The sequence below is a fragment of the Streptomyces sp. NPDC048291 genome (genome assembly GCF_043201715.1).
Classification (GTDB): Bacteria; Actinomycetota; Actinomycetes; order Streptomycetales; family Streptomycetaceae; genus Streptomyces.
On sequence record NZ_JBICZC010000007.1, the window covers coordinates 554,985 to 566,862 of the forward strand.

General features: G+C 63.4%; 10 protein-coding genes. 3 read left to right on the plus strand and 7 right to left on the minus strand.

All coding sequences use genetic code 11. From position 1 onward, the window contains the following. Nucleotides 1-402: 402 nt before the first annotated feature. The 3 genes from ACGF5O_RS22040 to ACGF5O_RS22050 all read left to right on the plus strand — a co-directional run bounded on the left by ACGF5O_RS22040 (nt 403) and on the right by ACGF5O_RS22050 (nt 5,307). Nucleotides 403-2,130 carry an ATP-binding protein gene (locus ACGF5O_RS22040; protein WP_393811545.1) on the plus strand — a complete coding sequence of 576 codons (1,728 nt, stop codon included), beginning with the start codon at nt 403-405 and terminating at the stop codon, nt 2,128-2,130. Nucleotides 2,131-2,304: 174 nt separating this feature from the next. Then, nucleotides 2,305-3,048: a hypothetical protein gene (locus ACGF5O_RS22045; protein WP_393811546.1), complete on the plus strand. Its 744-nt coding sequence runs from the start codon at nt 2,305-2,307 to the stop codon at nt 3,046-3,048. Next, on the plus strand, nt 3,049-5,307 hold the full coding sequence (locus ACGF5O_RS22050; RefSeq protein WP_393811547.1) for a hypothetical protein: 2,259 nt from the start codon (nt 3,049-3,051) through the stop codon (nt 5,305-5,307). A gap of 120 nt (nt 5,308-5,427) precedes the next feature. Here ACGF5O_RS22050 and ACGF5O_RS22055 read toward each other — a convergent pair whose 3' ends face one another. From ACGF5O_RS22055 to ACGF5O_RS22085, 7 genes are all read right to left on the minus strand, one after another. Continuing rightward, nucleotides 5,428-5,727: a hypothetical protein gene (locus tag ACGF5O_RS22055; protein ID WP_393811548.1), complete on the minus strand. Its 300-nt coding sequence runs from the start codon at nt 5,725-5,727 to the stop codon at nt 5,428-5,430. Nucleotides 5,728-5,944: 217 nt separating this feature from the next. Continuing rightward, nucleotides 5,945-6,991, minus strand: coding sequence for a major capsid protein (locus tag ACGF5O_RS22060; protein ID WP_393811549.1), 1,047 nt, complete (start codon nt 6,989-6,991; stop codon nt 5,945-5,947). Nucleotides 6,992-7,016: 25 nt separating this feature from the next. After that, on the minus strand, nt 7,017-7,427 hold the full coding sequence (locus ACGF5O_RS22065) for a head decoration protein (protein WP_393811550.1): 411 nt from the start codon (nt 7,425-7,427) through the stop codon (nt 7,017-7,019). A gap of 103 nt (nt 7,428-7,530) precedes the next feature. Continuing rightward, the gene (locus ACGF5O_RS22070) at nt 7,531-8,265 is read right to left on the minus strand and encodes a hypothetical protein (protein WP_393811551.1); all 735 of its coding nucleotides are present in this window, start codon (nt 8,263-8,265) and stop codon (nt 7,531-7,533) included. Nucleotides 8,266-8,351: 86 nt separating this feature from the next. After that, the gene (locus tag ACGF5O_RS22075) at nt 8,352-9,446 is read right to left on the minus strand and encodes a helix-turn-helix domain-containing protein (protein WP_393811552.1); all 1,095 of its coding nucleotides are present in this window, start codon (nt 9,444-9,446) and stop codon (nt 8,352-8,354) included. Between the two features lie 72 nt (nt 9,447-9,518). Continuing rightward, nucleotides 9,519-10,178 carry a hypothetical protein gene (locus ACGF5O_RS22080; protein ID WP_393811553.1) on the minus strand — a complete coding sequence of 220 codons (660 nt, stop codon included), beginning with the start codon at nt 10,176-10,178 and terminating at the stop codon, nt 9,519-9,521. A gap of 102 nt (nt 10,179-10,280) precedes the next feature. Beyond that, nucleotides 10,281-11,720, minus strand: a complete 1,440-nt coding sequence (locus ACGF5O_RS22085; RefSeq protein WP_393811554.1) for a hypothetical protein — start codon at nt 11,718-11,720, stop codon at nt 10,281-10,283. Nucleotides 11,721-11,878 lie beyond the last annotated feature (158 nt).

The window sequence follows — 11,878 nt, forward strand, 5'->3', positions numbered from 1 at the left end:
GCTGCAGCTGAAGTCGGCGGTTATACGAGCTGCGGTACCGAGCAACACCGTCGGGACGTACGTACTCTTCACTGATCTCACGGCACCGGTGTACGTGGGGCGTAGCGACACCGATCTCCAAAGACGGCTCGTGGTACACGCCCGCTCCAGACGCGCCGACTACTTCAGCTTCGACGTGTACGGGCTTCCGTTGCACGCCTTTGAGATGGAGTGCGCTCTGTTTCACGTCCTGTCACCCGGGCTGCAGAACAGAGCGCACCCAGACCACCCCGATCTGACACCAGCCATCTGTTCCTTCTGCACTGTTACCCAAGACAAGACCCAACGCGATCGGCTGCGAAACCTCCCGAGGCCACGGAGCGTTCAGGCTCCTCTGACCGCACCTCTAGGAAAGGAAATCCCGTGACGACTCCCACCTTCATGTCTGCCGAGGACTCTCGCGCCGACCTCATTCAGGTCGACAAGGCGCTCGAATCCATGCGCGATGCCGGCTACGACCTGACCGCTGCCGCTGGCGAACCGTTGGACAACTCCATCGAGGCAGACGCCACGATCCTGCGGGTGCTCCCGATCTATGGACCGGGGAAGAGCTCGATCGAGCAGCTGATCTTTGCGGACGACGGTACGGGTATCGACCCCGCGATCCTTCACCACGTCCTGTCCATGGGGTACAGCACACGCTACGGGCAGCGGCAGGGACTGGGGCGCTTCGGGGTTGGACTCAAGCTGGCCGCGCTCAGCCTGGGCGAGCGTATCGACGTGTACAGCAAGCGAACCAACGATTCCCGAATCTTTCACAGCTACATCGATCTCCAGGAGATCAGCAGCGGAAAGCAGCAACATACGTCCACCACCGTCGCTGATGAGTGGCCGCGGGTGGCCGCTGAGTTGATGGTCGATAAGAACGGCAAGCCATTCGATTCTGGCACAGTCGTCATCTTCGGCAAGATCGACAGGTTGAATGACGGCGGCAGCTACGGCACGTCTCTTCAGGAAAAGATCGCGGATCTGCGCAAGTTCATCGCTCGAGCCTATAGGACATTTATCGACACGGGCCGCACTTTCGAACTGGACGGCAAGGTCGTCACGCTGCATGATCCGCTCTTCCTCAAGGATAATCCACGCATCATCAAGCAGTACAAGCCCGAGGATCCGCGGGGTCGGATCGTCGAAGAGACGGATCTCGAAATCGACGGGCATAAGGTCCACGTCACGGTTGCTCTGGTACCGGAGGAGTTCCGCCCTGCCGAAGGGTCTGGTGGGAGCCACGACGTGACCGGCCGCGATATTCGAGAATTCCAGATCAACACCGAGAACACGGGAAAGATCAGCATCCTAAGGAATGGTCGCGAGATCTACTATGCAATCGTTCCGCGGATACTCCCGGGAGGGATCACCGATAAGGTAACTCGCTACCTGGCCATCGAGGTAAGTTTCCCTGCAGATCTTGATGAGTATTTCCAGGTGCGCCACGTAAAGCGCGGGGCAGAGCCGGTGAATAAGCTGCGCGATGAGCTCCGGGCGTGGCTCGCTCGACCTGTAAAGCAGGCGCGTAAGGACATCCGGGATCACTGGCGCTATCGGGAATCTCAGCAGCGCCTGGACAAGGGCGAGCACACCAGGAGCATGGACAGTGCAGAGACCGCGAGTGCGCGCCTCCCCAAGGCAGTAGCAGGGCGCGACATTACTCCTGAGCGGCAGGAGCAGGCCGTCGAAGAGACGATCCAGGACCTCAACCTGGACCCGGAAGCCGATGCGAGCCGAATTCAGCAGATTCGCGAGCAGATTGAGTCAAAGCCCATCACGCTGTTGGATCTCCAGTGGCCGGGCAAGGAGCTGTTCGATATTGAACACCTCAACAGCAAATCCATCGTCAAGCTCAATCACCGGCACACCTTCTTCCGTGAGGTGTACAACCCGTTGAAGAAAGTCGCAGATAACGGCGCCGATGGAATGGCCCCAGAGGACATGATGGATCTTGCCCGTCGGGCCGAAGAAGCAATCGACCTCCTCCTCATGGCCTATGCTCGCGCTGAGGGTATGGACAGGGACCCTGAGCAGTTCGACCAACTGCGCTCACACTGGGGGATGTTCGCCGAAGCATTCCTGAAGGAACGCTTCAAGGACTAAACTGATTGACCGCTGCCCGCGCCTGCGTGGCAGCGGTCAATCACGGATGCAAGGGGGTTCTACCTGAAGCTTCGCTTCTGATTGCTACTGCCTGGCCTTGGGTAACCCAAAACGGAGCACGGGTAGATCCGGGATGCCCCATGAGAACAATGCGAGGATGAGGATGCAAATACCGTGACTGAGCCCCCTGCCATCGTCAGATACTCGATGCCCCACGTCGATCAGGCACCGGATACTCCGGGGCTGTACGCCTGGTACGTCAGCTTTCGAGCCGGCCCCCACGACTGGAAGCTCAGGGCCGGGAAGAACGGCGACGAAGCCACCGAGGGGTTCCTGAACCTACTCCGCAAGTACGCGGGCTACTACGAGCCACTCCCGATCAACCTCTCAGGCAGAGGCTCCTACGGAGCCAGGTGGCAAGGGGAGATCGCACTGGACTCCCCGCTTGGTCCACCTGACGGACCCGACGCACCAACCTCCGTCGATGCGGAAGACGACACAGAAGCTGAAGCAGTACTGCGACTCGAGAAGCTAATGGGCTCGCTGGATACTGAGAACCGTCGGCGAGTGATGTCCACCATCTTGACCCAGGCCATCCCGGTCTTTTCCTCTCCTCTCTACATCGGTGTCGCCGAGAACCTGAAGCAGCGGCTCATCCAGCATCGCCAGAAGTTCACTCGCGCGCACGACTACCTCCGCGAGCACCCCCAGGACGCCGACGCTGTTCGTGCGCACGGCAGGTCCTTCGGCGAGCGGGCGGCAGCACGCAACATCGCCATGGAACATCTTGAGGCATGGGTCATTGATCTCGGTGACGAGCAGAACGACGAGATCACGAAGAAGCAGCTCCGAAATACCGCCGAGTCAGCGGAATGGCTTCTGCACCGGTTGTACTCCCCAATCCTTGGAAGGCAGTGAATGATGTTCGGCTCGGGCTCCAAGCTCACTTTCCGCGACTACGTGCAGGGCACCTGGGGAAGCTTCTCAACTCCCGCTGGCCAGGTGGACTACATCATGACCAAGGCGCGTCTTGGTGATAACTCTGATGATCCAGAACGGCAGCTGACCAAGAGTCTGGCACCTGTGCGTGAGGTGATGCCGGCAGAGGCGCTCGACTTCAATCAACTGCTCCAGAGGGATCTTGACGATCATCGGGTTGCGGTCAATCTCATCTCCTACCTCTTGAAACCGCAGTCGACGGGGCCGGCCTTCTTCCCTCCGATCGTTGCGGTCCTACTGCCGTTCAAGAGCGACGGCACACCTACGGTCTTCCCCGAGCTCGGCGAAGAGACCCGTATCGAGGCTGATGGCGCACCGTGGCAGCAGGTACGGGCAGAGAGCTCATTCCAGGTGCAGCGCCTGATGACTCCAGATGGTGAACTCCACGGTGCCAACGTTGGAAAGCTGTGGTGGAACCGTTCCAAGGCGCAACTTGTGGTCCTGGATGGACAACACCGCGCGATGGCACTTCTCGCTGTTGAGCGCACCCAGACCAACAGTTGGCAGACCTCCGCGGGCGCCCGCTTCAAGTCCTTCTACGAGAACCAGGTCAAGCAGGTACTCAAGGAGCAGGGGCGCGAAGGATTCGACCTCAGCAAAGTAGAGGTTCCCGTCACCGTGTGCTGGTTCCCCGACCAGACGGGGGAGCAGTCCGATCCTCACCGCTCTGCCCGGAAGTTGTTCGTTGACGTCAACAAGGAGGCCAAGCCGCCGAGCAAGTCCCGCATTATCTTGCTCTCCGACGGTGAGCTGGGAAACGTGCTGACCCGTCGGATGCTCAGCGAGCTTCGCAGTCGTAGTGACGATTCGTACCTGCCGTTGTACGCGGTCGAATACGACAACCCCGAGGTGAACTCCAGTCGGCCCGCTCGCTGGTCCGTCCTCACCAACATTGATCTGCTCAAGTTCGCGGTAGATCGATGCATCTTCGGTCCTCCCAAGTATCTGAAGGACGTCACTCTTAAGTTTGTCGGGCGTCCCAGCCCGGCTGACCGGGACTCGTTCATGCGTGAGCAGCTCGATATCTTCAACCTGTTTCCCGCTCAGTTCGAGGATGGCGGGATCTCTTACCAGCGCGAGAAGTTGGGTGACGAGGACTTCCCGCTCGGTCAGGTCGACGTCATCAGCGAGCAGTTCGCCGCGACCTGGGGGAAGGCGATTCTGACTCTTCTCTCAAAGACTGAGCCCTACGCCGCGCACGCTAGCGCATTGACCCAGCTGAAGGATGATTGGCATGTCGATGACCTCGGTATGAACCATCTTGCCCACGATGCGCTGTTCGGTGGTGTGGGTGTCTTCTGGACCCTCAAGGACAGCTACGACCACTTCCTCGAGAAGCGGGCCCTTAGCGATCGCAAGATTTCCAAGTCTGATGTGATCCTCGCGTGGGAAACACTGAGGAAGCGAGAGGAGCTTTTCGAAGCACTCCGGGTTCAGACCTATCTCGACTCGGGTAGTCCGGCCAATCTGCGGCGCTGCAAGGCCGCTTACGCGGTCTTCAATACGCATGCGTGTCAGCTCGGGATGGTCATGACGCTTGCGTCCCTCTGGGAACTCCGCAAGGATCCGAGCACGCGGCATGTCGACCTCAAGGAGTTGCCTGCTTTCGCGGAGGCCCTCGCAGCCGGGTGGAATGCGTTCTTCGCCCAGGACCACGGCAAGGGAAGGGACCGGAAGGTTGCATTCAACAAATCTGAGATCAGTACGCCCCTGAACCAGATCAACAACATGGACACGCCCCAGTCTGTGTACTTCCGGTACTTTTGGATGCAGGCGCTGGCCACACCAGCTGCTTGGGAGCACGTCGCTCACTGGTTCCCCAAGCAGTCCGATTTCGAGGACATGCTCAGCTCTGCGCGCGACTCGTACCTCAAGCTGTGCATCGACCAGCAGATCAAGGCGCTTCGGACAAGTCACCCGGAGTTGAAGGATGACAAGCGTCGTAGCCAGGCAGAGAAAAGTGCAAGCAGCTCCCTGAAGCAGGCCCTCCGAAACTGGTTCTTTATGTCAGACGAGGCGTACCAGATTTGGTACGAGTCGAGGGGGCAAGGTACTGCCCCCGAGCCTTCCTTCGACGACCTTGGGGCTTCGGACGAGGTCGCCGAATCTGAAGAGGACGACGCGACTGCTGACGTCGCACCCGCCACTCAGCTTTCGGACCTGATCGACGAAGACTGAGCGTCGGCGCTTTCGGGACTCCGTGGATGCTGGCCGCATGCACGGAGTCCTGTTCGCTTCAGGAGAGCAGCCTGGGGTGCGTTGCCCCTGCATCGGGAGGCTCATACAGGGAGATCGCATCTATCGGCTTCGGTGGCGCACGAGTGGTACCGGAAGTCCTTCGGCCACTCCTGGTTCATCGGGCTTTCCAAGACCCGCGATTTGGCGCTCCAATGCCTTAACGTTTTCGGCATTGTTGAGGGTAGCGATCCCCTGCACCGTGACTGTCAGAGGGTCGGCGACCAGGGCGGCCTTGCGCTCGCGGAGGATCTCCACGGCGACGTCCTCCAGCGAACCGAGACGTGTGAAGCGCGCGTCGAGATCGCCGCGATCAGCCTCGCCGAGTTCGGAGCGCAGGTACGCATAGTCGGCGTCGGTCATAGTCATGATGTCGCGGCCTCGGCTGTGAGTTTCGCGCGGGGACTCGGCCGGGGTGATAGGGGTTCTGGGGTGGGCTTGGGAGCCGAGGCATCGGGGTGCGTTATCTGCCCGGAGATCGCCCAGTCGGTGACTTCCGCACCGGGTTGGAGCAGTAGGAACTCGTGGGTCTTCGGGTCCGTCACGAAGACGGCGGCAGCGAGGGTGCGAGCGGTGGGCATCAGAGGACCTTCGCGGTGACGTGGATATCGGGCACGTACATGACTGGCATGGCGACCGCGGCGCCCTTCGTCCAGACCTGGACCGGGTCGTCCTGGTAGTCGGCGGTGATGACGATGCCCGGAGCGTCCTCGCGGGTGATGGCCGGGTTGGTGCCGGAGGACAGGACCAGGGATTCGGCTGTGATGCCGTACTGGGTCTCTGCCCAGGACTCGGGGTTTGGCGGGAGAAGGATCCAGCGGTCCTCCGGGATGACGCGCTGGTAGGCGTCGTCCACGGAAATCTGGACGTCGTAGATCGTGATCGGCGGGAGGTTGTAGCGGGCTCGGACGACCTCAACCTCGTTGGGCGCGAGGACCGCGGTGGGCGTGGTCGAGCCATTCACGCTGCCGTAGTACGCCGCTCGGTAGGCGTCGTTCGCGGATAGCGTGGCGCGCGCCTTGTAGGACGCGAGCACGCGGGCCGGGAGCGGGGCGCCGATGGAGCGCAGGTACTCGATCCAGCGCAGCTCGTCGGCGATGGGGTCGCTGGTCGGGTCGGACCAGGGCTGGGCGGCCGTGGGCATGTTGGCATCTGGGACGCCGAAGTCGGCCTCCAGGGTGAGGCCGTTCTCGCCGTTGAGGCTGAACTTGCCGTCGACCAGGAGGTCGCCGGCGGCCAGTTCCATGCGGTTGTGGATGGACTCGACGTGGCGCTCGATATCGTCGTAGAGGAGTTCCACGAACTCGGAGGAGTCGGCGCCGCGGGCGGTATCGAGGAGGATCTGCTCCAGTTCGCCGACGATCAGCTTCTGCCCCAAGGGCGGCAGCATGCCCTCGGTGATGATCTTCTCGGCCTGGCGGCGGGCGACGGCAGTCTGGGCGTCGTAGGCACGGAACTTGGCCGCGTTTACGCGCCGCTTGCTGCTCTTGATGCGGAACTTGACGGAGTTCAGGCGACGTTCAGGCATGACCGTGCGGGTCAGCTCGAAGTCGGCCGGGGTGGTCATGGTTCGGGCGAAGGCATTGAGGTCGGCCGCGTCGATGTCGCGCAGCAGGGTTTCGAGCATGGGGACGGGCTCCTGAGCGGCTTGGTCAGATGAAGTGGATCTGCGCGGTCGAGTCGGTGATAGCCGCTGGGTCGAGATGGACCGGAATCTGGGCTGCGGCGATCACGCCGTGCCACAGCAGGGCGGCGCCGGCACGGCTGCCGTCCTGGGTGAAGGGCACGTCGGCGAGGAGGAAGCCGGTGAAGGTGGCGCGACCGTCCGTGGCGGTGGTGTCCCACGGGCCGTACAGGCCGGTGGCCGTGACGCGGCCGAGAGGCATGCCCGCCTTCATGACGTTGCGGGGCTGGCCGAACGCTGGCGGCGTGTAGTGAGTGCCCTCAGTGAAGAGCGCGGTGTCCAGGGTGATGGTGAGCGGGGTGTCGAGCCCGTGGCGTGAGGCCAGCCAGGGGCGGTCTGCGGTGGCGGACTCGGCATAGGTGATCGGCTGGAGATCCACTCGGGGGTTCCTCCGGGTAGCTGCGATGCGTACGGTCATCGGGGCGTGCCGTAGTCCGCGGAGGTGGAGCGGGCGCGGTCCCGGTGGGAAGCGAAGCCGCCGGTCAGGAGTTCTTGAGGTGACCGCGGCGCCGGGCGATGTCCAGACCGAACTGGCCTGGCCTTATTGGAGTGCCTCCCGAGCGGGCAGGGATTCTGGTCGGGCTGCCTGAGGGAGGAGGGGCGGCCGTTTGCGGGGCCGCGGTGTCGAAGAGCTCCGGACGGCGCTGTTTGAGCTCCTCAGCGGCCCTGGCGAGCAGGGCTGCGTCGGCCTCCGGCTCGATCTCGCGGGACAGGAGTACCACTGCGTCCTCCAGCTCCGCGCCGGTGGCTCCCAGCCCGACCAGCGCGGCGCGGCGGGCGGCGTCCTGCTCCCGAGCGGTGGCGGCCGTCTCCCGTTCGTGGGCGCGGCGTTCGCGCTCCGCCGCGACCTGCTCGCGCCGCTCGACCTCGGACAGACGTTCGCGGTCGGCGTCCTTCTGTTGTTGTTCGGCCTGACGCTGGTCTTGCACATATTCCGTCAGAGCCTTGGCGGACTCGAAACCGAGCTGGCTGAGCAGGTCTCGGATACCGGCACGACGACCCTGGTCCTTCTCGCGGGCGAAGCGCCGGGACAGTTCGTCCTGGGGGATCGAGACGGTCGTGATGCCGGTGTCCTCGGTCGTCGGATCGCCGGCGGGAGGGGTACCAGGATCATCGGAGGACGCTCCGAGGATCGGGAAAATTGGGCGGCCGTCACGGCGATAGCCGACAGGAGTAATCGGCAGCAGTGACCGTGGATGCCTCGTTCGTACAGTCATGGGCAGGCTCCAAGCCCAGACGCCCCCGCGTCGGCGCGGAGCCTAATCCCTCGCTTGCTCTCAAGCACACTCCACCAGCAGAGGTATCAGCGCACGAGGGTCAGGACACCCTTGGAACGGCTGGATGACGAGCGCTCGCCACCGCCTTCCACCGACGTCATGGGCAGACCGAAGAGCATCTTGTTCATCTCTTCCACTGTGACACCCAGCTCATCGGCGACGTCAGCGAGGCGGACGTCCTTCGACCTCAGACCTCTGAACACCTTCGTCAGAACTTGAGACGTCTCGCGCTTCTTCACGCCCTGCGGTTCGTCCGTCTTGTACCCGCGGGCACTGAGCTCCGCGCATGTCGAGCGGTACTGCCAGTCGCTCAGCAGGCCCATGTCATGCATTCGGTACGTCAGTGCCATGGCGGATACCTTCCAGATCCTCTTGCCCTGGAGGATCTGGTCGACACGGGCCCCAGCAGGCATATGGCCCAGCACGCTGGCCGCCGGCATTAGAAAGGCACTCGCGAACTCGTTGGCCTGGCGTTCGGCCTCCGGCCCTGTGCAGCCGCGCTCGCCGCTGCCGTGCATCACCAGATGTCCCAGCTCGTGCGCCCCGTCGAACCTGCTGCGCTCGACCGTCTTCATGGTGTTCAGGAAGACGAACGGCACATTGCCTCGCCACACTGCGAAGGCGTCGACCTCTAGCGAGTCCGGCGGCAGTGAGAAGACCCGGATTCCGTGGGCCTCCAGCAGGTGGACCATGTTGGGGGCTGGAGTGTTACCCAACCCCCAACGGGTGCGGACCATCTCCGCGGCTGTCTCAGGATCAGGCTTGCCAAGCGACGGGACGTCCGGTTCGGGCAGACGGAAGCGTCCGTCGATCCAGTCGTACAGCTGGGCAGCGAGTGTGCCAGCCGCCCGGGCGGCATCCAGGACTCGGGGAGGCGTCTTGGTCCGAGCGCGCCATGAAATGCCCTCCGCGGGGAGTTCGTCGATCTCAGGGCCGCTGAAGAACTGCTCAGGGAAGTCGAGTGACTCGGCGATGCGCCGGACAGTGAGTGGGCGGGGCGAGGTCCGTCCTGTCTCGTAGTTCGACAGGCTCTGCAGGGACACTCCGGTCCGCTGGGAGAGGTCTGCGAGGGTCAGTCCCCGGCGCTTTCGGGCCAGCGTGATGCGTGATGGGGTCACCATGGTGGACTGCCTCGTCTTGTCGGTGGTGCAGGGTGCGGCACTGCCAGAACAGTGCCGCACCAGGACGTACGATCAGCGGAACGGCACCGGGATGTCGATCTCGCCGTCCCCATCTTCGTACGGCGGTTCGACTCCGTCCATTTCAAGGACGGGAAGAGGGATACGCCGCTTCCACTTCGTGACGTAACCGTCCTCGACTTTGCCGGGCAGCGAGAGCTCGCTGTGAATGTGCACCTTGTCGCCGTCCTCGATGCGGTACGACACAAGGAACCAGATCTGGAGCTGGGACGACTCCTCGGCGCTCAGGATGGTCTCGTGGCGTTGCACCGGGCGCGGGAAGAGCTCCAGCTGAGCGTTGACCTCAGCGGCCCGCTCCGTGGCCGCACCACGCCGGTGGAGGTTCCGCGGGTGAAGGCTGCGCTCGCCAGTTGCCGCATCTCCGACCATGACGCCGATCGCGACGGTCTTGTCGGAGTTGCAGACGAACTCCAGATGGTCGTGCAGAAGCCGCTTCCAGCCCTCGTGCTGGATGTGCATCTCACGAATGATCCGGACGTGCTCCTGGTACGCCCGGGTGCCGGCGGTGTTGGCCGGGTGGTTCAGCGTTGCGGAACGACGAGCGATCTCGCCGGCCCGCAAAGCCGGATGCAGATACTCCAGCTTGGTGCCGAGGGCGGCAAGCTGCGCGTGGTAGTCGTCGGGACCAAGCGCAGCGATGGAAAGGGCGGGCATTCAACCTCCGGGTTCGACGGACACGATCTTATAAGAACGGTACCGCAAGTGCGGTGCCGTTTTTATAAACGCTGGGCCGGTGTCGGCCGTTACACCGCGAGTTCACACCGCTGTGGCGGTGGACCTTCGTAGGCGTTCCACCTCGAGCGTCGCGTCCTTGATCGGAAAGCCGGCCTCGACGAGCAGTCGCACCGCGGTTTCCAGCGACAGAACGCCAGCTTGGACACCACGAGCCGCGAGCTCGAGGGCAGTTGCCTGGTCAGTGGGAAGGTAGGCGCCGAAGGCGATCGTGGCGCGCGGGTTGTCGCCGGGAGGCAGTACGCCGCCGAGCTGATACAGCCGCTGCACCATCTTCAGGAGTAAGGGGTACTTGGCTTCTCGTGCCAGGCGCATCGAGCGCACCATGGCGTCCAGTGGTCCGAAGCTGAGTTGCAGTGCGTACCCGGATGGCACCTTCGAGGGGCTGACGGTACCCAGCACGCTTGCTGGCAGCCGTGTCACGACGGACAGCCGGTCGCGTAGCGCCCCCACGTACGCACGGAGTTCGGCGAGCTGGGCAGAGGTGTCGATGGTGCTGAGCTGTCCGTTGTCGCCGAGCGGCCACACCATTCCCGGCTCGACCTCGACGGGCAGGGGATTGCCGGTCCTGCGGTCCACCGGGAGCCGTGCCCCGGAGAGGCCGATGATGGGCGAACCGGTTGTTGCCGAGGCCCGCTGACTGTCGGTGTCGGCTGCGGCCAGGTCGTCGAGGAGCTGTGCGGCGGACAGGAGGCTCGACTGGCCGTAGTGCTCAGTGCCGCTGACCGTGTTGGGGATGTGGACGAGCGGGATGAAGTCCAGCTGAAGGTCGAGTCGGTTGAGGACCTCGCCGTCCGCGTTGCTGCGGTAGCGGGCCAGTGCAGGGGAGAGGGCGTCGATGTCGCCGGCTCTGGCTACCTGGTCGAGGTCCCATTCGGCGTCGGTGAGGTAGCAGGTGATGTTGCTTGGCTGGCTGGACCACGGGTACGCCCGGCTGGCGTCTCTGTCGCCGATGGGCTCGAGTTCGTATGTGACCCGGCGCAGGATGCCCTTCCCTCCGGTGGCTGCGTCCTCCGGCACCTCCCAGGCCAGATGGACACGCTGCGGGTACTCATCGGCGTCGATCGCACCCTCCGGCAGCACGGGGAAGTAGAAGCCGGGGTCGATCGTCTTGAGTACCGGCCGGGCTTTCGCTCGGGACCAGGCCAGCAGGTAGACGGTGTCGCCAAGCAACACGGCCGTGCGCTCGCCATGCTGCATCCGCAGTGGTAGATGTTCCGCCTGTGCCCACTCTCGCAGCAGAGTCTGCCGCGCCTGGACTGCCGTGTCGCCTTCGGCACCGTCGAACACCACCTGCTGGGTTTCACCGAGCAGGTGGCTTAACGTTTGGTCGACGATCAGGGAAGCGTCACCGTACTCACGGTGCTCGGAACCGCCCTCGCTAAGGAGGGCAGCTCCTTGGTTGCTGTCGTATGCAGCGAGGACCGTGTAGGCCGCCAAGCGGCGCCGGTCCAGCTCCGGCACCCAGCTCGCATTCGCATGTCCCGGTAACCCGGATGAGCGCCCTTCGGCGGCACGGTGAAATGCCAGGGCTTCGGCGTAGTCGCGTGACGCCCGGTTCGTGGTGGTCCGTCAGGTCAGCGGCAGGGTCCGCAACGTGACAGGCACGGCTTCCAAGATCA

What these genes read in the sequence shown, in the direction of transcription:
- ACGF5O_RS22050 (WP_393811547.1), top strand. Translation starts at nt 3,049, where the DNA reads ATGATGTTCGGCTCGGGCTCCAAGCTCACTTTCCGCGACTACGTGCAG.
- ACGF5O_RS22055 (WP_393811548.1), bottom strand. Translation starts at nt 5,727, where the DNA reads ATGACCGACGCCGACTATGCGTACCTGCGCTCCGAACTCGGCGAGGCT.
- ACGF5O_RS22060 (WP_393811549.1), bottom strand. Translation starts at nt 6,991, where the DNA reads ATGCTCGAAACCCTGCTGCGCGACATCGACGCGGCCGACCTCAATGCC.
- ACGF5O_RS22070 (WP_393811551.1), bottom strand. Translation starts at nt 8,265, where the DNA reads ATGACTGTACGAACGAGGCATCCACGGTCACTGCTGCCGATTACTCCT.
- ACGF5O_RS22075 (WP_393811552.1), bottom strand. Translation starts at nt 9,446, where the DNA reads ATGGTGACCCCATCACGCATCACGCTGGCCCGAAAGCGCCGGGGACTG.
- ACGF5O_RS22080 (WP_393811553.1), bottom strand. Translation starts at nt 10,178, where the DNA reads ATGCCCGCCCTTTCCATCGCTGCGCTTGGTCCCGACGACTACCACGCG.